Annotated in this window: 24 protein-coding genes and 1 pseudogene; 15 read left to right on the top strand and 10 right to left on the bottom strand. The window is 73.7% G+C overall.

Annotated features, from left to right (window positions below):
• Nucleotides 1-146: 146 nt before the first annotated feature.
• Nucleotides 147-308: pseudogene (locus tag AB0M16_RS23730) on the top strand (GntR family transcriptional regulator); the annotation flags it as partial.
• The gene (locus AB0M16_RS23725; protein ID WP_365346023.1) at nucleotides 305-865 is read left to right on the top strand and encodes a GNAT family N-acetyltransferase; all 561 of its coding nucleotides are present in this window, start codon (nucleotides 305-307) and stop codon (nucleotides 863-865) included. The pseudogene AB0M16_RS23730 and the gene AB0M16_RS23725, both read left to right, overlap by 4 nt.
• A gap of 213 nt (nucleotides 866-1,078) precedes the next feature.
• Here the strand turns inward: AB0M16_RS23725 and AB0M16_RS23720 are convergent, their stop codons facing one another.
• Complete coding sequence (locus AB0M16_RS23720; RefSeq protein WP_365346021.1) at nucleotides 1,079-1,630, bottom strand: EF-hand domain-containing protein; 552 nt, start codon at nucleotides 1,628-1,630, stop codon at nucleotides 1,079-1,081.
• A gap of 601 nt (nucleotides 1,631-2,231) precedes the next feature.
• Nucleotides 2,232-2,453: a hypothetical protein gene (locus AB0M16_RS23715; RefSeq protein WP_365346019.1), complete on the bottom strand. Its 222-nt coding sequence runs from the start codon at nucleotides 2,451-2,453 to the stop codon at nucleotides 2,232-2,234.
• A gap of 252 nt (nucleotides 2,454-2,705) precedes the next feature.
• Here AB0M16_RS23715 and AB0M16_RS23710 point away from each other — a divergent pair, with 252 nt between their 5' ends.
• Complete coding sequence (locus tag AB0M16_RS23710) at nucleotides 2,706-3,272, top strand: Uma2 family endonuclease (protein WP_365346017.1); 567 nt, start codon at nucleotides 2,706-2,708, stop codon at nucleotides 3,270-3,272.
• Between the two features lie 332 nt (nucleotides 3,273-3,604).
• Here the strand turns inward: AB0M16_RS23710 and lepB are convergent, their stop codons facing one another.
• Entirely contained in the window at nucleotides 3,605-4,393 is a 789-nt protein-coding gene (gene lepB, locus AB0M16_RS23705; protein ID WP_365346015.1) for a signal peptidase I, read from the bottom strand.
• 141 nt (nucleotides 4,394-4,534) lie between these two features.
• Between lepB and AB0M16_RS23700 the strand changes: the two genes are divergently transcribed.
• The gene (locus AB0M16_RS23700) at nucleotides 4,535-5,230 is read left to right on the top strand and encodes a pyridoxamine 5'-phosphate oxidase family protein (RefSeq protein WP_365346013.1); all 696 of its coding nucleotides are present in this window, start codon (nucleotides 4,535-4,537) and stop codon (nucleotides 5,228-5,230) included.
• Between the two features lie 118 nt (nucleotides 5,231-5,348).
• Nucleotides 5,349-5,693: a VOC family protein gene (locus tag AB0M16_RS23695; RefSeq protein WP_365346011.1), complete on the top strand. Its 345-nt coding sequence runs from the start codon at nucleotides 5,349-5,351 to the stop codon at nucleotides 5,691-5,693.
• 86 nt (nucleotides 5,694-5,779) lie between these two features.
• On the opposite strand, the gene AB0M16_RS23690 is transcribed toward AB0M16_RS23695, so the two are convergent.
• Nucleotides 5,780-6,559, bottom strand: a complete 780-nt coding sequence (locus AB0M16_RS23690) for a sigma factor-like helix-turn-helix DNA-binding protein (protein ID WP_365346009.1) — start codon at nucleotides 6,557-6,559, stop codon at nucleotides 5,780-5,782.
• A gap of 24 nt (nucleotides 6,560-6,583) precedes the next feature.
• The gene (locus tag AB0M16_RS23685) at nucleotides 6,584-6,985 is read right to left on the bottom strand and encodes a DUF6479 family protein (RefSeq protein WP_365346007.1); all 402 of its coding nucleotides are present in this window, start codon (nucleotides 6,983-6,985) and stop codon (nucleotides 6,584-6,586) included.
• A 213-nt stretch (nucleotides 6,986-7,198) separates the two neighbouring features.
• Here AB0M16_RS23685 and AB0M16_RS23680 point away from each other — a divergent pair, with 213 nt between their 5' ends.
• Together AB0M16_RS23680 and AB0M16_RS23675 are read left to right on the top strand one after the other, a co-directional pair.
• A complete protein-coding gene (locus AB0M16_RS23680) occupies nucleotides 7,199-7,708 on the top strand; it encodes a SigE family RNA polymerase sigma factor (protein ID WP_365346005.1) in 510 nt (169 codons plus the stop codon).
• Between the two features lie 45 nt (nucleotides 7,709-7,753).
• Nucleotides 7,754-9,082: a hypothetical protein gene (locus tag AB0M16_RS23675; protein WP_365346003.1), complete on the top strand. Its 1,329-nt coding sequence runs from the start codon at nucleotides 7,754-7,756 to the stop codon at nucleotides 9,080-9,082.
• Nucleotides 9,083-9,204: 122 nt separating this feature from the next.
• On the opposite strand, the gene AB0M16_RS23670 is transcribed toward AB0M16_RS23675, so the two are convergent.
• Both AB0M16_RS23670 and AB0M16_RS23665 read right to left on the bottom strand, forming a co-directional pair.
• On the bottom strand, nucleotides 9,205-10,908 hold the full coding sequence (locus AB0M16_RS23670) for a bifunctional 3'-5' exonuclease/DNA polymerase (RefSeq protein WP_365346001.1): 1,704 nt from the start codon (nucleotides 10,906-10,908) through the stop codon (nucleotides 9,205-9,207).
• Between the two features lie 220 nt (nucleotides 10,909-11,128).
• Nucleotides 11,129-12,571: a LuxR C-terminal-related transcriptional regulator gene (locus AB0M16_RS23665; RefSeq protein WP_365345999.1), complete on the bottom strand. Its 1,443-nt coding sequence runs from the start codon at nucleotides 12,569-12,571 to the stop codon at nucleotides 11,129-11,131.
• A 119-nt stretch (nucleotides 12,572-12,690) separates the two neighbouring features.
• Between AB0M16_RS23665 and AB0M16_RS23660 the strand changes: the two genes are divergently transcribed.
• Entirely contained in the window at nucleotides 12,691-13,608 is a 918-nt protein-coding gene (locus AB0M16_RS23660; protein ID WP_365345997.1) for an NADP-dependent oxidoreductase, read from the top strand.
• Nucleotides 13,609-13,850: 242 nt separating this feature from the next.
• Complete coding sequence (locus tag AB0M16_RS23655; RefSeq protein WP_365345995.1) at nucleotides 13,851-14,330, top strand: DUF4265 domain-containing protein; 480 nt, start codon at nucleotides 13,851-13,853, stop codon at nucleotides 14,328-14,330.
• Nucleotides 14,331-14,373: 43 nt separating this feature from the next.
• On the opposite strand, the gene AB0M16_RS23650 is transcribed toward AB0M16_RS23655, so the two are convergent.
• The 3 genes from AB0M16_RS23650 to AB0M16_RS23640 all read right to left on the bottom strand — a co-directional run bounded on the left by AB0M16_RS23650 (nucleotide 14,374) and on the right by AB0M16_RS23640 (nucleotide 18,172).
• A complete protein-coding gene (locus tag AB0M16_RS23650) occupies nucleotides 14,374-14,856 on the bottom strand; it encodes a DUF1877 family protein (RefSeq protein WP_365345993.1) in 483 nt (160 codons plus the stop codon).
• A gap of 137 nt (nucleotides 14,857-14,993) precedes the next feature.
• The gene (locus AB0M16_RS23645) at nucleotides 14,994-17,231 is read right to left on the bottom strand and encodes an FtsX-like permease family protein (RefSeq protein ID WP_365345991.1); all 2,238 of its coding nucleotides are present in this window, start codon (nucleotides 17,229-17,231) and stop codon (nucleotides 14,994-14,996) included.
• Entirely contained in the window at nucleotides 17,225-18,172 is a 948-nt protein-coding gene (locus AB0M16_RS23640; protein WP_365346150.1) for an ABC transporter ATP-binding protein, read from the bottom strand. The genes AB0M16_RS23645 and AB0M16_RS23640 overlap by 7 nt, the downstream gene beginning before the upstream one ends.
• A gap of 598 nt (nucleotides 18,173-18,770) precedes the next feature.
• Between AB0M16_RS23640 and AB0M16_RS23635 the strand changes: the two genes are divergently transcribed.
• From AB0M16_RS23635 to AB0M16_RS23610, 6 genes are all read left to right on the top strand, one after another.
• The gene (locus AB0M16_RS23635) at nucleotides 18,771-18,896 is read left to right on the top strand and encodes a hypothetical protein (RefSeq protein ID WP_365345989.1); all 126 of its coding nucleotides are present in this window, start codon (nucleotides 18,771-18,773) and stop codon (nucleotides 18,894-18,896) included.
• A complete protein-coding gene (locus AB0M16_RS23630) occupies nucleotides 18,893-20,038 on the top strand; it encodes a DUF2786 domain-containing protein (RefSeq protein WP_365345987.1) in 1,146 nt (381 codons plus the stop codon). Before AB0M16_RS23635 ends, AB0M16_RS23630 begins: the two co-directional genes overlap by 4 nt.
• Before the next feature lie 610 nt (nucleotides 20,039-20,648).
• On the top strand, nucleotides 20,649-22,694 hold the full coding sequence (locus AB0M16_RS23625; protein WP_365345985.1) for an FUSC family protein: 2,046 nt from the start codon (nucleotides 20,649-20,651) through the stop codon (nucleotides 22,692-22,694).
• A gap of 87 nt (nucleotides 22,695-22,781) precedes the next feature.
• A complete protein-coding gene (locus tag AB0M16_RS23620; RefSeq protein ID WP_365345984.1) occupies nucleotides 22,782-23,354 on the top strand; it encodes a hypothetical protein in 573 nt (190 codons plus the stop codon).
• Nucleotides 23,355-23,438: 84 nt separating this feature from the next.
• Nucleotides 23,439-23,984, top strand: a complete 546-nt coding sequence (locus tag AB0M16_RS23615) for a SigE family RNA polymerase sigma factor (RefSeq protein WP_365345983.1) — start codon at nucleotides 23,439-23,441, stop codon at nucleotides 23,982-23,984.
• An 89-nt stretch (nucleotides 23,985-24,073) separates the two neighbouring features.
• A complete protein-coding gene (locus AB0M16_RS23610; RefSeq protein ID WP_365345981.1) occupies nucleotides 24,074-25,048 on the top strand; it encodes a hypothetical protein in 975 nt (324 codons plus the stop codon).
• Nucleotides 25,049-25,151: the final 103 nt, after the last annotated feature.

Genomic DNA, 25,151 nt, shown 5'->3' with positions numbered 1-25,151 from the left:
TGGGAAGTCCGCCACATCCGCTACATCCACTACATCGCAGGTCAGCGGGTGTTTTTGTGTAGCGGATGAGGGGTCGTGTAGCGGATGAGGGGTCGTGTAGCGGCTACGCGCCGAACCGGGGGCTGATCGCGTAGCCGCTACATCAGGTCGACATTGGCGCCGGCGTCCCGGTGCTGATCTGGACGCGCACTGGCTACTCGGCGGACAAGGCCATCCGCTGCACGATCACGACCTTCCGGGGTGACTTGAACCGGATGAACTACGAGATCGGCACGCTGTCCGCTCGGCAGGAGGACGAACCGCAGTGATCATCGAGCGAGCGACCGCAGATGACTTGGATGTGCTGCTCGCGTTCCGTCAGGAAGCCGCGTCGTGGCTCACGGCCCTCGGTACGGACCAGTGGCAGCGCCCGTACCCGGCCGACAGGCTTCTCGCCACGATCGAGGCCGGAGTGGTGTTCATGGTTCGTGACGGTTCGGCGACTGCCGCGACGATCACGTTGACCCCGGAAGCGGAAGATGGACTATGGACGGACCAGGAACTCCGGGAGGAGTCCCGGTTCGTGAACAAGCTGACCGTGGCGCGCACGCATGCCGGGCAAGACCTCGGTGGGCGGCTGCTCGATTGGGCGGGTGATCAGGCGTATCGTTCCGGCGCCAAGTGGCTCCGGCTCGACGCGTGGACCACAAACAAGCCGCTTCAGGACTACTACCTGCGGCACGGCTTTGAGTACGTACGGACAGTCACGGAGGGTGGGGCCGTGAACGGCGGGCCACGCGTATCGGGGTGGCTAGCCCAAAGAGTGGCGAAGCCGTCCATGCGCCATGGTCTTGAAGACCGAACGGAGCCTGCAGCGGCGTCATGACCGCGACTGCCAGCCAGAGTCTGTCCCCCCTGACTCTGGAATGCGTCGGCCCGTACTGTCGAAAGCGGTCCAGCCCGGAGCCACCATCCATGGCTCCGGGCTGGACCGTTTTCCAGTCGGGCATCACTGCAGGAGGACCGTCAGGCGAGGATCATGCCGTCCTTCGGCTCGACGCATGTCCGCAGGCTGTTGTCCCGGCCGGTGACCCGTGTATCAGTGGGACAGGCGTCCGAAGATCAGGCTGCCGGGGGCGTCCAGGTCCGAGGAGTAGAAGAACTCCCTGACGGCGCGGATGAACTCCATCCGGCTGATGCATCCGTCACCATCGGTGTCCAGCTGGGCGAAGGTGTCCATGGCGCCGGGGTCGGTGATGTTCCAGACGTCCAGGTACTGCTTGAACTCGGCCTTGCTGATGGTGTTGTCGCCGTCGGTGTCCATGATGTCGAAGACGGCGTGCGGAACGCCCTCGACCATGTTGAAGCGGCTGGTGTCCACGCTCGCCGCACGGCTGGCGGAGTGGTACTGCTCCTTGGAGAGACGGTTGACGCCGTCCGCGTGACGCAGCAGCTCGGCCCACTGCATCTGGTACGAGATCAGCAGCGCCTGCGCCCGACGGTCGTTCTTGTCGATCTTGTAGCCGGCGAGGTAGCGGTCGACGAGGCGCTGGTAGTCGCTCCAGTCGACGTAGCCGTCACCGTCGGTGTCGGTGGCGGCGAACAGCTGGTCCAGCTTGATGCTGATCGGGTCAGTGGTGGCGGTAGCCATGATTGACCTTTCTCGGGAGTGAGGTGGCGGCGCGCATCCACGCGTCCTCCCCGAGGCTAGGCCCGAGATCATTACCGAATGCTGCCAAAGGCCCATGTCAGAGGCAAGTTCGCCCGATGATGCGAATCCTCTTCTTGAGCGGTGTGATCCCAGGTGGATCGGGTATCGAATCCGGTTCTTGCGCTGCCTGCGTGCTGGCGATACTCGACTAGTGCGCCCACCGCTGCCGCTTGAAGTTGTGAACCTCCACTGCCCGTTCTCAGGCTCTGGCACAGCTTCCGTGAAATCGAGCCGGGCCTCGGGGGTCGCGGGCGCCTCCGGTCAGCCTGATACTGAGCCGCCCGGTCTCAGTCGTGGTCTCAAAGAGCCCCTGCTCCATGCACGTCCGCCTTTGTTCGGTAGTGTCCGCCAAGGGCGCTGATCTGCGACGCAACATCCTGGCCGGACGTCCGTGGACGCCCCCGGAACAAGATCGGACAACTCGTCATGCGTAGGTCTCGGGTTCGAATCCCGAAGGCGGCTCAGAGGAAGACCAGGTCAGACATCGTCTGACCTGGTCTTTTCTGTTATCCGGGGTGCTGTTGGGCGTGGGCCTGGACGCTCAGCTGTTTGCTTGCGTGAGCGATGCGTGGCGCAACAACCGATCCGGAGGGCTATTCCCATGGCCATGCTCTACGGCGCTCTGGTCCTGCACCTGACGCCGCACTGCCTCAGCATTCTTCTCGGCGCCGAACCTGGCTGCTCGCGCTCCAAGGATCGCGCCCAGCACCGTTGCAGCCAATCCGATCACCGCGATGAGAAGAGGAATCACCAAGTCCTTCACGGCCGCTCATCATGTCGGTATGACCGGCGCTCGGAAAGTACGCACCGTGCCATTAATGGTGCTGCCGCTCGTAGTTGACCGGGCTTGATGGGACGCGTCTCCATGCTGTGGGAGTGCACGTTTCTCATGGTCTGCGGACGGACGGCCGGGAGCGCGGAGGCCGTCCTGGCGTCCGGCGTGCCGGACCGGCGGAGCCAGTACGCTGAACTCAGCGGGATCGGGTTCGCCCCTATGGTGTCCGGGAGGTGCGTCATGACTGCCGAGATGGCAGCCCCTGCGTGGATGCGCGAGCAGATCACGGCGGAGCAGTACGACTCCTGGTCCGAGGAGCAGTGTGCCGGGATCGAGATCGTGGACGGGATGGTCGTTGTGAATCCCAGTGCGTCCAAGCGCCACAACCGGCTCGCTCGGATCCTGGCGAATGCCTTGGAGGCCGCTGCGGGGCCTGATTGGAACGCCGATACCGACTTCGATGTCCGTCTCCAGGACGTCCCGCTCACCAATCGCCGTCCAGACGTCGTGGTGTACCGCGCGGACACGATCGACATCACGCCCACCCGTCCCGAGCACGTGTTGCTGGTCGTCGAGGTCGTCTCACCGGGATCGGAGACCACCGATCGGATTGTGAAGACGGACCAGTACGCCAAGGCCGGCATCGCCTTCTACTGGCGGGTCGAGCAGGCCGCGACCGGCGTCCCTCTCGTGTACACCTACGTCCTCGACCCTGCTACCAGGGCCTATCGGGACGGGGAAGTGTTCACCGGTGTCGTCAAGGTTTCGGCGCCCTTCACGGTGGAGGTCGACCTCGGCAGGATCTGACCTCCTTCTGGGGGTGATCCGGATTGCGTGAGCGCTGTGTGAACGGATGGGGCGGCATCAGGGTGGACCTGACGTCACAGTGGTGAGGGCCGGATCCGGGGAAACCGGGATTCTGTGGCACCGCCCAGCACCACCCCGGATGATCTTGCGGGCCCTCGTCCTGCGTAGGTCTCGGGTTCGAATCCCGAAGGCGGCTCAGATGGAACCCCAGCTCGGACATCGTCCGAGCTGGGGTTCTCTGGTTCGGGGGTGCGGCGACCGAGTCGGAGCCGGGTGCGGGTCTCCGGGCCCGGGGGCCCGGAGAGCGGGGCGTCAGGTTCGGTGGGTCGGGGTCAGTTGGTCGGGGTCAGGCCCGGCTGGTCGAAGGTGTCCGGGACCGGCAGGGTGTCCCAGTGGGGGACCGGCCAGGCGATGACCACGGCTCGGCCCACCACGTCGTGCAGGGGGACCATGCCGCCGCGGGGGTCGGACTGGTGGTAGCGGGAGTCCAGGGAGCTCTGACGGTGGTCGCCCATCACCCAGAGGTGGCCGCTCGGGACCGTGACCTTGAACTGGCCGGGCGCGTCCGTGCTGCAGGGGGTGTTGCCGGCGAAGACGTACGGCTCGTCGAGCGGCTTGCCGTTCACCTTCAGCGGGCCCGTGCCCTTGCATTCGATCGTGTCGCCGGCGACGCCGATGACCCGCTTGATCAGGTGCTGCTCGCCGGCCGCGGGCATCAGGCCGATGAAACTCAGGAACTTCTGGGCCGCGTTGGGCTCCGCCACCGGGTGGCCCGCCAGCCAGTCCCCGGGGTCGCGGAAGACCACGATCTCACCCCGGTCGGGTTCCGAGCCGAACCACGGAGTGAGCTTGTCGACCAGGACCCGGTCGTCCTGCTGCAGCGTGTTCTGCATGGAGCCCGACGGGATCAGGAACGCCTGGAGCAGGAACGTTTTGATCAGGAAGGCCAGCACCAGTGCGATCGCGGCGAGGAGCGGCAGCTCCAGCCAGGCGGGGCGGCCTCGCTTGGGCCTGCGGCCGGAAGGCCGGGTCGCGTCGCCCTCCGGCTCCTCCCGCTCGGACCGCGCCTCGATCGCCACGTCCCCCACTTCCACTCCCCGGTCTCGTCGCACACCTGCCATGGCAACGGACCCTATGCCCCTTTGTCGCTCGGAAGGCGGCCGTCGGGCGCCCGGCACCACGTACGAGTGACCCCGAAGGGGTGGCAATAGGGTGGCGGCCGACGTCATGAGCCGGCGTCATTTGCACGGGGAGGGAACGGGATGGGTGCGGAGATCGAGGTCACCGAGCGCACGCGGCTGCGGCGGATGCGGGAGAAGGGGAGTCACCGGCGGGCCGATCTGGACGCCGTGCTGGCTGCCGGGTTCCTCTGTCATCTCGGGGTCGTCGTGGACGGCGCGCCGATGGTCGTGCCCACCGTGTACGGGGTCGACGGCGACCGGATCTACGTGCACGGCTCGGTCGCCAGCCGAAGCCTGGTGCAGGCGCCCGACGGGGTCGTGTGCCTCAACGTCACCCACGTCGACGGGCTCGTGCTCGCCCGGTCCGTGTTCGAGCACGGCGTGAACTACCGCAGCGCCATGATCTACGGCGTCCCGCGGATCGTGACCGACCCCGAGGAGAAGCTGCGCGGGCTGCGCGCGCTCACCGAGCAGTCCTCACCCGGGCAGTGGGAGTACGTGCGGCAGCCGAACCGCAAGGAGCTGGCCGCCACCTCGCTCGTGGCGCTCGACCTCACCGAGGCCTCGGTGAAGATCGCGAGCGGGCCCCCGGACGACGGCGACGGGCCGGACGCCGAACTGGGGCTCTGGGCCGGCGTGCTGCCGCTCGTCACCCGGTTCGGACAGCCCGAGCCCGATCCGCTCCTGCCGGCCGGCGTCGAGCCGCCCGCGCACATCGCCCGGCGGGCCGGGCGGGTCGTCGCGGGGCCCTCCGGGGAGCCTCTCGGCGCGGTGTGACCCGTTCGGGTCTGCCCGGTGCGCTTTCGACGCGCATCGGGCCGGGCCTGCGGGTGTCATGGCGGGGAGAGCACGCGATTCCCCTCGCCCCGACTCGCCGCGACCCCAGGAGCCCCTCATGCCCATGAACACGGTGATCTTCCCCGTCTCGGACCTCGACCGCGGGAAGGCCCTGCTCACCGCGCTGCTCGGGACCGGGCCCAGCATCGACGAGCCGTACTACGTCGGCTTCGACGTCGACGGCCAGCACTTCGGGCTCGACCCCAACGGCCAGGGCAAGGGGCTGACCGGGCCCGTCGCCTTCTGGGACGTCGACGACCTGCCCGGCACGCTCCGGAGCCTGCTCGACGCCGGTGCGCAGACCGTGCAGGACGTGCAGGACGTCGGCGGCGGGATGCGGATCGCGACGGTCAAGGACGCGGACGGGAACATGATCGGGATCAGGTCGTCCGCCGCCGGTTAGGGGCTGTCCGGCGGTCCCGGGCCGCTCCGGCGGGACCTGGGCCGGCGCGCCCGGCCCTGGACCTGTACGCCCCAGGTCTGCCGGCACTAAGCCGGTTCGAGGTCCAGCCCTTTCAGGGTGTCCCGGGCCGCCAGGACGTCCACCGCGGTGATCCGGCCGTCCAGGACCGTGAATGCGAGGACCGCTTCCGGTCCGCCGTCCGGCGTCGAGCGCACCAGGCCCGCCGCGCCGTCCACCAGGGCGGGGCGGGCCTCCCTGGCCTGTCCGGTAAGGCTCCGTGCCACCGCCCGCGCCCCGTGCGCGGGCGCGGCTCCGGCCCGTACGGCCTCCGCGTCGGCCCGGAGGACCACGTCCGGGTCCATCAGCGCGAGCAGGGCCTCCGTGTCGTCGGCCCGCGCGGCCGCCAGGAAGGCCGCGACCACCTCCCGCTGGCGTGCCAGGTCGGGTTCGGGCATCTCCTCCGTGCCCTCCACCCGGCGCCGGGCGCGCGCGACCAGCTGGCGGGTGGCGGCGGGGGTGAGCTCGACGACGGGGGCGATCTCCTCGTGCGGCACCCCGAAGGCGTCGTGCAGGACGAAGGCCAGCCGCTCCGAGGGCGGCATCGTGGCCAGGACGGCTTCCTCCGGCTCCTGCCGGTCCTCCTGCCGGGGCGGCCGGTGCGCGGCGCGCCCGGGCGCCCGCCCGGCCTCGCGCGAGCGCAGTCGGTCCAGGCAGACCCGGGCGAGGGCGTCCAGGTCCGCAGCGGCGCCGGTCAGCCGCGGTCCGGCCGCCGTCAGGGCCTCGTCGGCCTCGTCGTACGAGCCGAGCAGCCGGAACGCGACTGCGCGCAGCCGCGTTCGGTGCTCCTCCACGCTCACGGTGAGCACGGCGGGATCATCCCTCGGGCCGCGTCAGTCGCCGTGGCCCGTTCCGCCGCTGCCGAAGCCGCCGCTGGAGATGCCGCCCCACTTGCGCTTCTCCTCGGTCGGCGGGTCGGGATTGGTCTCGGTGCCCGAGGTGCCGCCGTTCTTGAGCTGGTACGGCATCAGCCGGTGCTCGCCGTCGGTCTGCGGCATCTCGACCGGGCGGCGGTACTCGGACATCTCACCGGGGAGCGCGTCCGTGTCGGGCCGGTGCGGCTGGGAATCGGGATCGGGCGGAGGGAGCTCCTTGTTCTTGATCCTGATCCCGAGCATGAAGGCGCCGATCAGGACGAGGACCACGACCATCCCGCCGATGACCTGGGCGAGGCCGGACTGCCAGACACCGGCCGCCGTGGTGACCTGTGCCGAATCCACGAGGAAAGTGTTCATACTCCAGGTCTACCCCTTTTCCGCCCGTTTGTTCCTATGAAGTCTTCCCGAGATCTTCCCCAGCTCGTTCCCGAGGCCTGCGGGGGTCCCTCCCCGAGGGCGGCGCGGATCCAGAGGGCTGAGATCCGGGGTGAAACATTTCCCCGGGCCCATCGCGTCAGTGAGGTGTAACACCAAGCAAACGAACTCGTGACAGCGATGGAGGGGAGGGACATGAGAACGTCCCGCGCGGACGAGTTCCTGGAGTTCGCCTCCGCCCGTACGGGGCATCTGTTCCGCTCGGCATGCCTGCTGACCAGCGGCGACACCCATCTCGCCGAGGACCTGACGCAGGAGACGCTGGGCCGGATGTACGCCCTCTGGGGACGGGCGAACCGGATCGGCAACCCCGCGGGCTATGCCCAGACCGTGCTCGTGCGGACCTTCCTCAGCCACCGGAGGCGCCGCTCGGCGACCGAGCGCCCCCTCGGGGAGCTGCCCGACCGCGCTCCCGAGACCGGCGAGGACCCGGCGCTGCGGATCGCCCTGCTCGACGCCCTCGCCGGGCTCGGGCCCAAGGACCGGGCGGTGGTCGTCCTTCGCTACTGGGAGGACCGCAGTATCGAGGAGACCGCGGACGCCCTGCACGTCAGCTCGGCCGCCGTCCGCACCCGTTCGGTGCGCGCCCTGGCGAAGCTGCGGGAACGGCTCGGCGGCAGCATCGCCGAATTCGCCGCCCGCTGACCCCTTACTTTTTCCCACCCACGAACCGGAGACGGTGATCTCGCCATGCCTCACAACGGAGAGCACGGACCGCACGACGAACTCGATCTGACGAACGGACGCTTCGAGGAGGAGCTCGGCGCCGTCATGCGTCACACCGGTGAGGGCTTCGCCGCCGACGACCGGCGCGAGCTCGTCTCCGGCGGCCTCGCCCGGGGTCGGCGCCGACTGGTCCGGCGCCGCCTGGCCGTGACCGGCGGTGCCCTCGCCCTCGCCGCGATCGGCGTGGGCGGGGTGTACGGCGGCTCGGTCCTCGGCGCCGACGGGGGCCCGGAGCAGGTGTCGGTCGCCGGGCCCAAGCCGGGCGACGGCAACGCCAGCGGCAAGGTGGAGCAGGTGAAGGGCATGGCCGAGATCCCCGTCGCCGACCTGGCCGCCGTGCTCAAGGCGAACACTCCGGCGGGGGACTGGCAGATCGACAACCTCGGCGGCACCGGTCAGGCGGTCTCCGGCATCTACGACGACGGCAAGGGCAAGGCGGCCGTCAGCGTCGGCCTCTACCGCGCGGGCGAGAGCAAGGAGAGCAGCATCGGCCAGGTGATCTGCCCGGACAAGGCGGTCGTTCCGTACGACGCCTGCCAGACCGCGCAGGTGCCGGGCGGCGGGCGGCTCATGGTCCTCCAGGGCTACGAGTACCCGGACAAGCGCGAACCCACCAAGAACTGGCGGGCCGTGCTGCTGACCCGGGACGGTTTCCTCGTCGACGTGAGCGAGTACAACGCGCCGGCCGAGAAGGGCGCCGCGATCAGCCGCGAGAACCCGCCCTTCGGCCCGGCGCAGCTCAAGACCCTCGTCATGGCCGACGGTTGGCGCCCGCTGCTCAAGAGGATCCCCGTGCCCGTGCCGCCGAAGGGGAAGCCCACCCCCAGCAAGGCCGGCCTCCCGCAGGAGCCCAGCGCCGCCGCCGTCCAGGCGACCCTGCGCTCGCTGCTGCCCAAGGGGAAGGGCCTCAAGGTCGTCGACAAGGGCGGCGACGGCGGGTACGGCTACCTCGTCGTCAACGACGGCAAGGGCAAGAGCCTCGTCGGGATCAACGTCCAGCGCGGCTTCAACGACGTCCGCGACCAGCTCTTCGGCAGCGGCGACGTCCAGACGCTGCCCGACGGCACCGTCGTGAAGCTCGAGAAGCGGCCCGGCGAGAAGGGCGGCGAGGGCGTGGTCTGGTGGAGCGCCGACACCATGACCCGGGACGGCTTCCGGGTCGTCGTCTCCTCCTTCAACACGGCCGCCCAGCACGAGGCCGCGACGCGCGCCGAGCCGGCGCTGACCACCGAGGAGCTGAAGACGATCGCGCTCAGCCCCAAGTGGCGGCAGCTGAGCGACGACCCGCGCTGATCGCGGAGGCGGTCAGGCGGTCCTGAGCGTGCGGGTCCGGGCCCCGGCGGGGGCCCGGACCCGCACGCCTCGTGGCGGCCGCGGGTCGGGGCGGGCCGGAGAGCGGGCCGTCCTCACCGTGCTCACTTCGCGTCCGAGTACCGCTCGACGGTCGCCGTCGTGAACGGGAAGCGCACCGGCGTCTCGCCGAACGCGATGCGTCCCGCCTCGTCGCCCGCCGCGCGGATCGCCGCCGTCACCGCCTCGGCCTCCTCCGCCGGGCAGTGCACGATCACCTCGTCGTGCTGGAAGAAGACCAGCTCGGCCCGCATTCCGGCGGTGGCGCGCCGCAGGGCCGCCAGCATCAGCAGAGCCCAGTCGGCGGCACTGCCCTGCACGACGAAGTTGCGGGTGAACCGGCCCCGGGCGCGGGCGTCCGTCGACGCGTAGCCCGGCACGTATCCGTCCGCGCCGCCCTCCTGGGGCTCCTGGGGGAGCTCGCCCTGCGGGATGCCGGCCTCCCCGTCCTCGTCCGCGCCGGCCGCCCGAGGGCTGGTGCGGCCCAGCCAGGTCCGTACGAGCCGGCCCTCCTCACCCGCCCTGGCCGCGTCGTCCACGTAGGCGACCGCGCGCGGGAAGCGGCGGCGCAGCGCGGCCAGGTTCTTCAGGCCGTCGCCGCTGGTCTGCCCGTAGATCGCGCCGAGCAGTGCGAGCTTGGCGTGGTCGCGGTCGCCGGAGAAGGCCCGGTCGGACAGGCGGGTGTACAGGTCGTCGGGGTGTCCGGCGACCTCCATCAGGCCCGGGTCGCGGGAGATCGCGGCGAGCACCCGGGGCTCCATCTGGTCGGCGTCCGCGACCACCAGGCGCCAGCCCTCGTCGGCGACCACGGCCTGCCGTATGACCTTGGGGATCTGCAGCGCGCCGCCGCCGTTGGTGGTCCAGCGGCCGCTGACCGTGCCGCCCGGCAGGTACTCGGGACGGAAGCGCCCGTCCCGCACCCAGTCGGCCAGCCACGACCAGCCGTGCGCCGTCCAGATCCGGTACAGCTTCTTGTACGCGACGAGCGGGGCGACCGCAGGATGCGCGATCTCCTCCAGCTCCCAGCGCCGGGTGGACCGCACCCGGATCCCGGCCTGCGCGAACGCCTTCACGACGTCCGCGGGCAGATCGGGTCTGACCCGCCGCCCGAACGCCGCGGACACCTCGTCCGCCAGCTCCGCCAGTCGGCGCGGCTCGCCACCGCCCGCGTACCGCTCGCCGAGCAGCTCGTGCAGCAGCGCCCGGTGCACGTCCGCCCGCCACGGCAGCCCGGCCCGGTGCATCTCGGCGGCGACCAGCATCCCGGCCGACTCGGCGGCCGTGAGCAGCCGCATCCGACCGGGATGCTCGGCGCGGTCGTGGCGGCGCTGCTGCTCCGCGTAGACCTCGAGGAGCGCGTCGAAGGGAAGCGTCACGGTGGTGGCGGCGGGCTCGAAGAGGGAGTCCTGCGCGGTCGGTTCGGCGGCCCTGAGCGGTGGGTCGGGCGGCACCGGCGCGTTCCGCAGCCGGGCCCAGGCGGCAGCGGCGGAGCGGGGCTCGCCGAGCCGCCCCTCGTGGCCGAGGAGGAGCTGCTCGGCGTCCTCGACGTCGTAGCACCGCTCCACCCGCACGCCGGCGGCGAGCAGCCGCGGATACACCTCGGCGGTGCTCCGCCACACCCAGCGGGCGACGCCCGGCCGGGAGCGGACGGCCGCCACCAGGTCCGGCTCTCGCAGGACCTCGCCGACGGGCAGGCCGTCGCCGCCCAGGGGGACGAGCAGCGCCCCGTCCCCCTCCGGCTCGGGCGCGACCGCCCACCTCTCGTTCACGGGTGCGAGTCTGGCACTCGCCACTGACAAAGGGTGCTTTTGCGCCTCTTTCTGCTACTTCATTCCGTGACGCACGCAGCAGGGCGCACACCTGTCGGGGTGGCGCGCGCCTGCCGTTCCGCCCGTCGGTGTGGCGCGCCCGCGGTCCGGCCTGTCGGTGTGGCGCGCGCCCGCGGTCTCGCCTGTCGGTGTGGCCCGCGCGCCCGCCGTCCCGCGTGCGTCATGCCGCCTTGTGGAACAGGGCGGCGGCCTCGCCGCGGGAGCCGACGCCGAGCTTGCTCAGGATGTTGGCGACGTGGAACTTCACCGTGGACTCGCTGATGTGCAGCTCCTGCGCGATCTGCCGGTTGCGGTGCCCGAGGGCCAGGTGGGTGAGGACCTCGATCTCGCGTTCGCCGAGGCCGCTCAGCGGGTCCATGGCGGCGACCGGGGCGTCCGGCGTGGACAGCGGCAGGGTCGCGGCGAGGGTGGTGCCCCAGCCGGGCACCGCGTCGAGCTCCAGGCGCCCGCCGAGCACCTCCAGGCGGTCGGTGACGCTGCCCGCGCCCACCGGGCAGGCGTCGAGGAGGCCGGGGCCGTCGTCCCGCACGGTCGCGCGCAGTGCGTGTTCCGTCAGTGTCCAGGCGACGTGCACCCGGGACACCGCCTCCTGCTCCAGGACCACCAGGAGCAGCGCCCGGACGATCGCGCGGGCGCCGTGCGCCAGGTCCGCCGGGAGGGTGCGGGTGGCGTCCGGGCCGTCCGGCGGGCCGAGTTCGAGCCGCACGGGGCTGTGCCGCAGCATCGGGCGCAGGTCGTCCGCGAGCCGGGCGAAGGCCTCGAACACCGGCTCCTCCGCCACCGACCGGTCCCGTTGGGACTCGGCCCGCAGCTCGATCAGCGCCGACACGGCCAGGTCGGTGGCGGTCGCGCGGGCCGCGGAGTCGTCCAGTGCGCGGCTGCGGAGCACCCCGAGCAGACCCGAGAGCGCGGCGGCGTGCGCCGTGGTCAGCTCCGCGGTGACCCGCGCCCGCGTGTCGGCCGCCGCCCGCGAGCGGGCCAGGGCGCCCGGCATCGCCTCGCTCGCGAACCGGTCGAAGTGGCTGGTCACCAGGTCCCACAGGGTCTGCGCCAGGGCGAGTTCGGCCGGCCCGACGGGCGCGGCGCCTTCCTCCCGTACGAGCACGAGCACCGAACCGCGGGGCGTGGCGTCGCTCCGCACCGCGACCACTTCCCGCTCCGCGCCGCCGACGGCCGCCGCCCGCCCCTGCCAGGGACGGCCGGCGTCGACGGCGGAGAGGAGCGGGGTGAGCTCGGCGGCGGTGAACGGCACGCCCTCGTCGCCGGTCCGCTTGAACGGCGAGTGAGCGCAGTGCGTGGAGAGCTCGGCGGCGGCCCGGTGCGGGATGAGCGGCGCGAGGAGCTCGGAGAGGCGGGGCAGGATCTCGCCGAGGGGCTGCCGGAGGATGTCGTGGGCTGCCAAGAGGGCGTTGAGGGAGGGGAGTTGCGCGGTCAGTCCGGGGGTGGGCGCGGGGGCCTGCGCGGGGGTGGGTGCGGGGGCCTGCGCGGGGGTCGGGGCCTGCGCCGGGGCCGGGGCCGGGGTCGGGGCCGGGGCCGGGGCGGGTACCGGGGCCGGGGTGAGCTTCGCGGGGACGTTCTCTGTGAGCTCCGCCGTGAGTTCCATGCGGACAGGCTACGGCCGTTCTTTCGGGTAGGTGGGCCTGTCCGTTCGGATGGCGGGGGCTGGGTGGCCCGTGGCGGAGGCTTGTCCCATCGAAACCGAGTTCAGGACATGGGGGAACCATGGAAGCGATCGTGTACGAGGAGTTCGGCGGCCCCGAGGTGCTGCGCCACGAGGCGGGTGTGGCCGTGCCCCAGCCCGGACCGGGCGAGGTGCGGGTGAAGGTGGCGGCGGTCGGCGTCAACCCGGTGGACTGGAAGCGCCGTTACGGCTGGGTGGAGGCGTTCTACCCGACGACCTTCCCGGCTGTGCCGGGCCTGGAGTTCGCGGGCACGGTCGACGCGCTCGGCGAGGGCGTCACCGAACTCAACGTCGGCGACGAGGTGTTCGGCTGGACGAAGACCGGCGCGTACGCCGAGTACGCCATCGCCGACGTCGTCGCCCGCAAGCCCGAGGCGCTGTCGTGGGAGAGGGCCGCGAGCATTCCGGTGGCCGGCGAGACCGCCCGGCGCGTCCTGGACCTGCTCGGCGTCGAGCGCGGCGAGACGCTGCTCCTGCACGGCGCGGCGGGTGCGGTCGGCGCGGTCGCCGCGCAGCTGGCCGCCGCGGCCGGCGTGACGGTGATCGGCACGGCGTCCGAGCGCAACCACGCGTTCCTGCGTGAGCTGGGCGTCACCCCGGTGACGTACGGGGAGGGCCTGGCCGACCGGGTCCGCGAGGCGGCCCCGCAGGGCGTCGACGCGGTCTTCGACGCGGCCGGGCACGACACCCTGCCGGTGTCCATCGAGCTCCTGGGCGGTGACACGTCGCGGATCGTGACCATCGCGGCCACGGACGCCGCCGAGCGCGGCGTCGTCTTCTCCGGTGTCACCGTCGAGGCGGCGACGGCCCGTGAGTGGCTGGACGGGCTCGCGGCCCTGGCGGTGGAGGGCAGGCTGCGGCTCGACGTCGCGGACACCTTCCCCCTGAAGGAGGCGGCTCGGGCGCAGGAGCTGAGTGAGGCCGGGCACGCGCGGGGAAAGCTGGTGCTGCTGCCGTGAGAAGGGGATTCCGGGACCACGGGGGTGTCCCGGGCCTCGGGCCGCGGGCCTTGGACCCCGAGCCTTGAGCCGCGGGCCTCGGGCCGCGGGCCTTGGACCCCGGGCCTTGGACCCCGAGCCTTGACCCCAGCCGTGGGCCCGGCCCTGGGCCTCGGCCCTGGGCTGCAGCCCAGGGCGCAGGCGCCGGGTTCCGGCGTCCGGTTCCGGGGGCGGTCCGCGGTCGCGGGGGCTAACCTCGCCGGGTGAGCGAGACACCCGCCGACCGCATCAAGATCTGGTTCCGTTTCGTCCCCCGCGAGGGCTGGCTTCCGCAGGACACCGAGGGGTTGTGGGCCGTGCGGGTGGGCGAGGACACGGCCCGGGTGGCCAACGTGCCGTTCCTTCAGGACGGGGTGGCCGAGGGGGACGTCGTGCGCTACACGACGGACGCCGACGGCATGCACTGGGCCACGGGCCGGGCGGCCGCGTCCGGGAACGTCACGGTCCGCGTGCTGCCCGTCCGCTCCGGGCCCCTCGGCCCGAGCGCCCGCGCCGTCCACGAACGGCTTGCCCCGTTCGGCCTGGGCGGCGAGTCCTTCAGCAGCGATTTCCCCCTCGTGGCCCTCACCGTTCCGGCCGATGCGCCGATGACGGAGATCAAGGAGGTGCTGGAGCGGGGCACGAAGGACGGGTGGTGGCACTGGGAGACGGGCTGCACGACGGAGGCGTGGAACGCGGCGTGAGCCGGTCCCCCAGGCCTGGGCCGGGCCCACGTCGGCGATCCGGCTAGAACCAGCCCGCCTTGACCACCGCGTGGCCCGATACCGCCGCGCGTTCGTAGAAGGCGCGGAGGTGCTCGTGGTGGGACCGGAAGATGTCGCGGACCGTGGGCTCGGGCCAGCCGGGACCGAAGGAGCCGTGGATCGAGGCGCCCGCCCGGGACCAGAGTTCCTCGAAGGAGACCGCCGCGAGGAAGGCCGCGGCCCGGACCGTCTCGTCGGGCGCGAGCAGCATCAGGGGCGGGTGGGCGAGCCTGTCGGACGGGCCGCCGGCGGGCTGGCGGCCGCCGAAGACCGGGAGCCAGGCGTCGCTCTCGGCGCTCGCCTCGTACAGCTCGTGGAGCGTCCGGAAGTCCTTCTCGACGGAGTCGGACACCCCCGCCGCGTGCTCGACCCGGTGGTTCTCCCAGGCCGCGCCCATGAACGCGGTCAGCCACTCGTGGTCGTCCCGTAGATCCGTCTCCGCCGCGGCGCGCAGGTGCAGATGCACAGCGGTCCCCCTTGCCCCCGATTCGGTGTTCGTCCAGGGGCAAGTTATCGCCCGCCACTGACAGCGCAGGCGGGACGGGACAGGGACCCGGCTCCGACCCCAGTCCCTGTCCCGTCCCGACTCACCAGCCTCACCCCTCAGCGGGTCAGCCGCCACGCGGGGACGACCGTCGCGACCGTCGCGACCGCCGCGCAGACCCCCGCTGCCGAGCCGAGCGGGCCCCACGGGACCGTCAGGGCGACCGGGGCGGAAAGGGCCGCGAGGCCGGTGCCCAGGGCGCCGAGGCAGAGGGCCGTGACGGCCAGGCCCAGGACCGCGCCGATCGCCGTCGCCAGCAGCGACTCGCCGGCGACCACCCGCAGGACCTGTGCCCGGGTGGCGCCGGCCAGGCGGAGTGCGGTCAGTTCGGGGCCGCGGACCGAGGTGGCCATGAGCAGGGTGTTGGCGAGGGCGATCACCGTGTAGACGAGGGCGATGCCGAGGACCAGGAGCAGGCCGAGCCGGGTCTGCGGGGTCGCCGACGGGTGGGTCGCGGCCGCCCAGGCGTCGGCCGTCCGGACGGTCCCGCCCGGCATCGGGACCGGCCGGTCCGCGTCGATCCGGTCCACCGTCGCGCCCGGCGCGTTCGCCCAGGTCACGTACGGGCCGTTGTCGCCCGTCCCCTTCGCGAGCACCGCCACGACGCGCAGCCGGACCGGCCCGCGGCCGTCCGCCCGCCAGACCTCGACGGTCTCGCCGACCGTCCGCCGCTCGAACTCCTCGTTCACGACGATCGAGCCGTCGTCCAGCTTCCGCGGGTCGCCCGCGACCACTGGAAGGCGGGCGTACGAGGCCCAGGCGGCCGGGTCGGCCACGGCCCGCGCGCCGTACTTGACCAGGGCCTCCGCCTCCTCCCGTACGAAGACGGAGGTCGCTCCGGTGGCGGCGCCCGACGCCGGGCGCGCGGGCGGGGGCGTGGTTCGCGACGCAGGCGGGGGTGCGGTTCGGGCGGTGGGCAGGGGTGCGGTTCGGGCCGTGGGCGGGGGTGCGGACGCGGGTGCGGTTCGGGCCGTGGGCAGGGAGGCGACGCCGGGGTGCTCCCCGCCCGCCGTGGTCGTCACGTACGCCGCCGTCGTCTGTTGCCGCGCCTCCGTCGCCCTGGCGCCCGTCACGGTCGCCGCCGAGCCGAGGAGCGTGCCTGCGAGGGCGACCGTCACGAGGACGGGCGCGGCGACGGCGGCGGTGCGGCGTACGGCGGCCGCGCTGTTCTCCCGCACGAGCATGCCCGTCGCCCCCCACAGCCGTACCGCCCGGGCGGCGGGCCGTACGAGGAGCGGGGAGAGCAGCGCGACGCCGGTGATCAGCAGCATCGGCTGGGTCGTGTACGTCTTGCGCTTCAGGAGCTCGGACGGCTCCGTCGCGAGCGTCCACAGCGTCAGGCCCACGCCCGCGAGCAGCAGCACCGCCCCGAGCAGCGCCCGGCCGCGCGGCAGGACGTCCGCGTCGACGTCCGCCTCGCGCAGGGCGGCCGTCGGGCCGACCCGCCCGGCCCGTCGGGACGCGGCCAGCGCGCCGGCGAGGGCGACGGTCACGCCGGTCCAGAAGGCCGCGTGGTACGGCCAGGCGACCGCGTTCGCGCCCGCGTCGATCGTGAACCAGGAGGGGGCCACCCCGCCGTCCACCAGCGCCCGGGCGAGCCGGGGCGTGCCCCACGCGCCGAGCAGGCAGCCGGCGGCGGAGGCCGCGACCCCGACGCCCGTCGCCTCGGCGAGCAGCATCCGCCGCACCTGGCCGGGAGTGGCACCGGCCATGCGCAGCAGGCCGTACTCGCGGCGCCGGAGCGCCACGGCGAAGGCGAAGGTGGACGCGACGACGAAGACGGAGACGAAGGTGGTCACGCCGCCGGCGGTGCCGAGCAGGGCGTTGAGGGTGACGAGCGCCCGGGCGTCCCGGGCGGCCTCCGGATCGACCGCCCGCCGCTCCGCGCCGGTGAGGACCCGCGCCCGGTCGCCGACCAGGGCCCGGACCTCGGTCGCCGGGGCGGCGACCCCGACGGCGTCGGGACCGGCCGAGGGGACGGTGCCGCTCGTCGTGACGGTCCAGCGGGCGCGCAGTTCGCGCAGGAGTTCGTTGTCCACAGGCTGTGGACGGTCCAGCGGTGCTGTCGCGACGCCGGTGTCCGGTCCGCGCCGCACCTCCACCGCGATCCGGTCATGACCCTGCACGACGACGGGCGACGAGGCGAATCGCTCCGGCGCGCGCTCGGGCGCGCGGACGGTGGCCGACAGCCCGAGCCCCATGACGGCGACGAGCCCGACTCCGAGCGCGAGCGCGGTGAAACCGCCGACGAAGGAGGCCCAACGGGCCCGCAGCCCGGCGAGGACGACGGTCAGCACGGTGCGCCCGACTTCCACGCGGAGGCGGGGCGGGCCGCGGAGGCGGGATCGCCCGCGCCGGTCGGACTCGCCGCGGAGGCGGGATCGCCCGCGCCGGTCGGACTCGTGGCGCCGGTCGGCCTCGTCCCACCGCTCGGGCCACCGCTCGGGCCGGCCCCGCCCGTCGGAGCGGCCGTCTCCAACCCCGCCATCCTGGCCGCGACCGCATCCGCCGTCGGCCCGGTCAGTTCGCCCTGCACCCGTCCGTCGGCCAGGAACACCACCCGGTCGGCGCAGGCCGCCGCCACCGGGTCGTGGGTCACCATGACGATCGTCTGACCGTCCCCGTCGACCAGCTCGCGCAGCATCGCCAGGACCTCGCGGCCGGTCGTCGAGTCGAGGGCACCGGTCGGTTCGTCGGCGAAGAGGACCGCCGGGCAGGTGATCAACGCGCGGGCCAGGGCCACGCGTTGCTGCTGGCCGCCGGAGAGTTCGCCGGGGCGGTGCCGTTCGCGGCCCGCGAGGCCGACGCGGGCCAGGGCCTCCCGCACCCGCGTACGGGACGGGCGGCGGCCGGCCAGCCGGAGCGGCAGGGCCACGTTCTGGGCGGCGGTGAGCGAGGGCAGCAGGTTGAAGGACTGGAAGACGAAGCCGATCCGGTCCCGCCGCAGCAGCGTGAGGCGGCGCTCGCTCAGGCCGGCAAGCGGGACGCCTCCGACCTCCACGCTGCCCGCCGTCGGCCGGTCGAGGCCGGCCGCGCACTGCAGGAGGGTCGACTTGCCCGAGCCCGACGGGCCCATGACGGCGGTGAACGTCCCGGCGGGGAAGTCGAGGTCCACGCCGTCGAGGGCGCGGACGTCCCGGTGGTGGCGGCGCAGGCCGCGGAGCCGTACCGCCGGCGGCGCCACGGCGTCCGGCGGCGCCAAGGCGTCCGGCGGGGACGGCTGCGTCAGCGGGGGCATCGAGGGGTTCGGTCGCATGCCTCAAGCGAACCGTTTCCGCCCCTCCCGATCACGACCACCAGCGGGCGTCCCGGAGGTAGTGCCAGGCCTACCCCTCCCGTACGGCGGCCGCGAACACCTCCAGGACGTCCAGCGGCTCCCGACCGCCGCAGCCGCCGCTCGGTCCAGCGGTGGGCCAGCGCGTACGGCAGGTGGTCGCCGCCGCCGGACAGGCTGGTGCGGACGACGCGGCGGACCCCGGCCCGCTCGGCGGCCGGGACCGTGGCCTCGTGGCGGCCACGACCACGTCGTCCTCCCTGTACCCGGCCGAGATCAGGAGCAGGGTGTCGATCCCGGCGAAGGCCTCCGGGAGCGTGGCGGGCTCGTCGAAGTCGACGTGCCGGGTGCCGGGCAGCCCGCCGCGGGTGCCGAGGACGACGTCGTCGCGGTCGGCTACCCGCTCCGCGACGAGCGAGCCGAGAGCGCCGGAGACCGGGTGACGAGCAGCATGGACACCCCCTGGGCATGGATGATGACGGTGAACGAGTGCCCGGGACCATCGTGGCGAGGCGGGGACGATCTTGGAAGGAGGCGCAGTGATGTCGGAGGGAACACCGACGTGACCACCACGGCCGTCACGAGAGCCGAGACCCACCTGATCGAGCAGCTGGTCGACCGGTCGCTCGACCACCGGGCCACGATCGCCCGCGCCCGCGAGGAGTTCGACGCGAGGCGTCCGGCATGAGCGGCACCGAGAGCAGGAGCGGCAGCACCGTCGACGAGGCCCTCAAGGCGCTGTACGGGGACCGGCGCGACGACCGTGCCCTCGACACCGCCGCCTCCCTCCTCGCCGCCGACCGCTCGGCCGACGCCGAAGTCGCCCGGCGCGGGCGGGAGTTCGTCCGCACCCTGTGGACCCGCGGCTGGCAGCCCGCCGACCTCGTCCGCACCGCTCGCCGTGAACTCGCCGACGAACACGTGCGGTTGCTCATCACACTCGTACGGTCGGAGACCGCGGGCTACGAGCGGCTCCCGCACCGCTGGCAGGCGCAGCTCGACGCGCTCGACCCCGCGGAAGCGGCCCCCACCGACCGCTTCTCGCACGCCACCGCCACCCTGGAGCTCTACCGGCTCCTCGTCCGACTGCCCCGCCTCGACGCCGTCGGGCCCGTGCCCGGCGAGGCCCTGCCACCCGCCGTCGCGGGCGAACCGAAGATGCTGACCAGGATCCGCGCACTGCTCGCCAAGGCCGAGGCGACCACGTACGCCGAGGAGGCCGAGGCCCTGACCGCCAAGGCACAGGAGCTGATGGCCCGGCACAGCCTCGACGAGGCGTCCCTGGCCGCCGGCGCGCCCTCGCCGGAGACGCCGGGGGCGATCCGGATCGGGGTGGACCCGCCGTACGAGCAGGCCAAGGCGATCCTGCTCGACGCGGTCGCCACGGCGAACCACTGCCGGGCCGTGTGGAACGAGGCGTACGGATTCTCGACGGTCGTCGGCTTCGAGGCCGACCTGGAGCCCGTCGAGCTGCTCTACACCTCCCTGCTCGTCCAGGGCACGGCGGCGATGACCCGCGCGGAGGCCGAACAGCGGAAGGGCGGCCGCAAGCGCACCAAGTCCTTCCGGCAGTCCTTCCTGCTCGCCTACGCCAACCGGCTCGGCGCCCGCCTCGCGGCGACGACCCGCCGGGTCGCGGCCGAGACCCCGACGCTGCTCCCTGCCCTCGCCTCCCGCGAGGTGGCGGTCACCTCCCGCACCGACGAGCTCTTCCCGGAGACCCGGACGACCCGGGTCCGCGCCGCCTGGGACGAGGCGGGCTGGGACCACGGCACGTCGGCGGCGGACCGCGCGGGCCTGGGCGCGCCCCCACGGGGCGAGATCCGCTAGGCGCCCGGGCCGACCGAGGTCGCCCGGCGCCCACCCGCGCTCGGCGGGGAGAGGCCCGCCGGCGCTCAGCCGTACGTCGCGGACCGAGGTCGCCCGGCGCCCGCCCGCACCCCGGCGGGGCAATGCCCCGGCGCCCGTCCGCACTCCGGTGGGGAATGCCCCGGCGCCCGCCCGCACCCCGGCGCCCGTCCGCACTCCGGGCCCCGGCGCCCGTCCGCACTCCGGTGGGGAATGCCCGGCGCCCGCCCGCACTCCGGCGGGGCGCGGACCGCCAGGCACTCAGCCGTGTACCGGCGGGGCGATGCCCCCGCGTCCGCGCGTGGCCTGGTGGGGCATTGCCCCCAGGTGTCCGTCCGTGCCCCGGCGGGGCAATGCCGGCGGCGGGGGCGCACCCACTCCCCGGCAGTGCGAGGTCCGCCGGGCCTGGCCTCACCCGTGCACCGTGGGGGGCGTCCTGCAGGTGCTCACTCATCCCCCGGCGGGGCGCGGTCCTGCAGGTGCTCACTCATCCCACCCCCCGCGGGGCGAGGTCCGCCCGGTGCCCGTCGGCGCCCCCACGCCCAGCACCAGGAATGTCCGATTCGCCCCTCGTCGCGACTAGGCTCGCCCCATGAGCTGGCTCCGCGCGCTGAAGGAGACCGCGCGCTCGGGGCTCAGCGTCGAGCGGCGGAGGTTGGAACCGGCGGTCGCCGCTCGGGGCGCGCTCGGGCTGGCGCTCGTGGTGGGGGTGTCGCTCGCGTGGTTCGGGCCGGCGGTGGCGGCGTCCTCGGCGTTCGGGGCCTTCCAGGCGGCGATCGCGACCTTCCAGCGTTCGTACCGGCCGCGCCCGACGCTGGCGCTCGCCTCCGGGGCGTCTCTCGCCGTGTCCACGTTCCTCGGCTATCTGACCGGGGCCCGTCTCCTGCTGTTCCTCGTCCTCCTCGGGGTGTGGACCTTCCTGTCCGGGCTCGCATGGGCCGCCGGGCCGACGGTCGGGCTCATCGCCTCCTCCAACGTGGCGATCATGCTCGTCACCGTCACCCTCCCCACGTCCGTCGCGACCGCCGCCGGGCACGCCGCGATGATCGCGGTCGGCGGGCTGGTGCAGGCCGGGCTGATCGTGCTGCTGCCGGTGCGCCGTTGGGGCGTGCAGCGCGACGCGCTCGCCGACGCGCTCGCCGCGGAGGCGGACTACGCGCGGCGGCTGCGGTACGACCCGATCGCCGCCTTCGATCCCGTACCGCTGATGACGGCCCGCAGCGCGGCCGCCGTCACCCCGCGCCAGGCCCGCCGCCGCCCCGCCGAGCTGCACGGGGCGCGCGGCCTCGCGGAGCGGATCCGGCCGGTGCTGGCCTCGCTGGCGGACCCGGCGGTGGGCGCGGCGGAGGAGGGGCCGGAACGGGACCGGGTGCGGGAGCTGCTCGGCGCTGCGGGCGCGCCCCTCGACGCGTGCGCGCACGCGATCCGGCACGGCGATCCGGTCGAGCTGCCGCCGGCCGCGCTCGCCGCGCTCCGTACGCCGGACACGGGCGCGATCCTGTCCGGCGCGCCCCGGCGGGCCGCGGCCCGACTCGCGGCGCTGCTCGGCGACGTCGTGGAGACGGCGGAGCCGCGCACGGAGACGGCGGCCGCGGCCCGCAGCCGGCCCACCCTCGTCCGGCTCGTGCCGGTCGCGCTGGCCCGGATGCGGGCGGAACTGCGGCACGAGTCCCCGATCCTGCGGCACGCGATCCGGGTGACGGCCGTGGCGACCGTCGGCTACCTCCTCGGTACCGCGCTCCCGCTCGGGCACGGCTACTGGGCGCCGCTGGCCTCGGTGATGGTGATGCGCCCGGACTTCTCGCAGACGTACGGGCGTTCCGTCGCGCGCTTCGGCGGCACCCTCGTCGGGGTGGCCGTCGCGACGGGCGTCGTGCAGGCCGGGCAGCCGGGCACGTACGCGCTTGCGGCGCTCGCCGTCCTGTGCGCGTTCGGGATGTACCTGCTGATGCGCACCGGGTACGCCGTGACGCAGGTCTGCGTCGGCGCGTACGTGGTCTTCCTGCTCGGCATGGCGGGCGAGGGCGCCGCCCAGACCGTCCGCGACCGGGTGCTCCTCACCCTCCTCGGCGGCGTGCTCGCCATGCTGTCGTACGCCGTCTATCCGGCCTGGGAGACGCCCCGGCTGCGCGGCCGGCTCGCCGACTGGCTGAAGGCGAGCGGGCGGTACGCGGCCTCGGTCGTCGACCATTACGCCCAACCGGCCGGCCCCGCCTGCCCGGACGTGCGCGAGGCGCTGCTCGAGGCCCGCGGGTCCCGCATCGCCTGGCAGGAGGGCGTGGCCCGGGCCGGCCACGAGCCGGTGCGGCACCGGGGCCTGTCGCACGCGGCGGCGGGCGACGCCGAGCACGCCCTGGCCCAGTTCGGGCGGGTCGCGATGCTCCTGGAGGCGCATCTCCCGGAGCGCGGCGCCCCGGCGGTTCCGGAGGCCGAGGCCCTGGCCGAGGCGCTGCGACGGGCGACGGAGCGGGGCGCGAAGGAGCTGCGGGAGCGGAAGGCGCCCCGCTGGGACGACCTGCGGGAGACGGTCGCGGCCTGGGACGCGGCCGGCCCGGACCACTTCCTGCTGCGCAAGGGGGCCGTGCTGCTCCTGGAGGCCCTGGACGAGCTGTCGTCGGCTGTTCACGGCGAAGACTGAGATTTTCCGTACGGCATGTCATCCGGGGCGCGGTGGAGCGGGTTTGGAAGAAGTGAGGACCGCTCACCGGAAACCAGGAGCAACCGTATGAAGAAGTACCTGCTGGCCGCGGCCGTGGTCGTGGCCGCGTGCACGACCGCCGCCGCGCCCGCCGTCGCGGCCCCTGACCGGGCCGTTGCCACTGCCACTGCCACTGCCCACGCATCCGTTCCCGCCGCTGCCGCGGGTGTGACGGCCAAGGCCCCGTCCCCCGTTCAGGTCGTCGCCTCCGGCGAGCGCGTCGACGCCGGCCGCGGCTGGACGGTCTGGCTGACCGAGGAGGGCAAGTACTGGTCGGGCCCCGACGGCTACGAGAACTTCCGCAGCGTCGTCGACGGCAACGTGGACCTGTCCCGGCCGGGCGTCAGCCACCAGTCGGAGGGCGACGCGGCCGGCGTCTTCCACTCCGGCCTCTACTACGGCACCAAGAAGGTCGGGAAGGTCGTGCTGACGGGGACGGACGGCACGAAGACCCCCGCGACCCTGCTCGAACTGCCCGGGCGGCCCGGCTGGGGCGTCTGGTTCGCGCACACCGGGCCGGAGAACGACGGCGGTGCCTCCGTCGCGCTCTACGACCGCAACGGGCGGCTGCTCGCCGAGCTGCCGGGCTGGAACGTCTGACCCCTCGACGTGCGTGTCACATGGCAGGGCCCGGCACGGGGCGGGCCCTGCCTCACACCCGCAGCGAGCACGAGGTCCGTCACCGTGTCGTACGAGCCCGCACCGCAGGAGTCCACCGACGAGGACGACGGCTTCGCCGCGTTCGCCGTCGCCGCGTGGCCCCGGCTGGTGCGTACGGCGCAGCTCCTGACGGGCGACTTCCACGAGGCCGAGGACCTGGTGCAGACCACCCTCGCCAAGGTGTACGGGCGCTGGCGGCGGGTCCCGCGCGAGGAGATCGACCTCTACGTGCGGCGAGCGCTGATCAACAACAACCTCAGCCGGCTGCGCCGGAAGCGGGTGGTGCACCTGCTGACGCCGGTGCTGCCGGAGTCGCTGCGGCACGCCTCCGCGGGGCACGCGGAGGCGGTGGAGCGGCGCACCGCGCTCCTCGCCGCGTTAGCCGACCTGCCGACGCGGCAGCGGGCGGTGATGGTGCTGCGCTACTGGGAGGACCTGAGCGAACAGGAGATCGCGACGGTGCTCGGCTGCTCGATCGGTACGGTCAAGACGCATGCCCGGCGCGGCCTCGCGGCGCTGCGGAGCCATCCGGGCCTCACCCTTCCCCCCACGCCCACCGGAGCCCGATGATGCCCGACACCCCCGCCGGAGCCCGATGATGCCCGACACCCCGGCCGGAGCCCGACGATGACCGCCCCCGCCCCCGGCGGAGCCCGTTGATGGCCCCCGGCTCCGAGCCCGAGCCCGAGCCGGGCCCCGAGCCCGAGCCCTACTCCGAGCCGGGCTCCGAGCCCGGCCCCGAGCCCGAGCCGGGCCCCGAGCCCGAGCCGGGCCCCGAGCCCGAGCCGGGCCCCGAGCCCGAGCCCTACTCCGAGCCGGGCTCCGAGCCCGGCCCCGAACCTGGCTCCCCTCCCGACCGCGAGCTCTATGCCGACCCTTATGCCGACCCTTATGCCGAGCCCTACGCCGATCCCGACTCCGACGAGGGCGGGCACCTGCGGGCCGTGTTCGCGCGGACAGCGCACGACATCACGCCGAGTCCGGTACCGCTGGCGGCCGTTCGGCGTCGGGGGCGGGCCCGTCGGCGGCGGCGGTCGGTGACGCTGGCGACCCTGGCGGTGCTGTCGGTGTCCGGCGCGGCCACGATGGCGGCGCTGTCCCTGCCCGGCGACACCGAGCGGCCGGTCCGCGTCGCTCCGCTCGTGCCGCCCGTCCCGCCGCTGCCCACGGTCGCGGCCGGACCGAGCCGGGGGACCGCGCCGCAGGTGACGGAGGTGCGCGTGGTGCGGGCGGGGCAGCGGGTAGACGCGGGCCGGGGCTGGCGGGTGTGGCTGACGAGCGAGGGCAAACACTGGTCGGGACCATCGGGTGACGAGGACTTCCGCAGCGTGACGGACGGCAACGTGGAGACGTCCGCGCCGGGGATCTCGTACCAGTCGGAGGGGGACGCGTCCGGGATCTTCCAGTCGGGCCTGTATTACGGCACGCGCGCGGTGGGCCGGGTGGAGCTGCGGGACGCGGACGGCCGGACCGCGCTCGCGACCCTGCTGGAGCTGCCGGGCCGCCCGGGCTGGGGCGTCTGGTACGCGTACACCCCGGCCTCGCGGCGGGATCCGGGCAGCACGCCGGACCTCGCGCTCTACGACCGCACGGGCAGGCGCCTGGCGGGCCTCGACGGCCTGCCCGGGTCGTGAACCGGAGGGGCCGTCGCTGCGTCACAGCTCGTGTGGGTCAACATGCTGGTGGGAGCCGTCCGTTCCGCCCGTACCGGGGAGTAGCACGCTGAGTCGTGTAGTC

The organism is Streptomyces sp. NPDC051921, from assembly GCF_040680975.1.
Lineage (GTDB): Bacteria > Actinomycetota > Actinomycetes > Streptomycetales > Streptomycetaceae > Streptomyces.
This window is presented reverse-complemented; position numbering and strand designations above follow the sequence as displayed.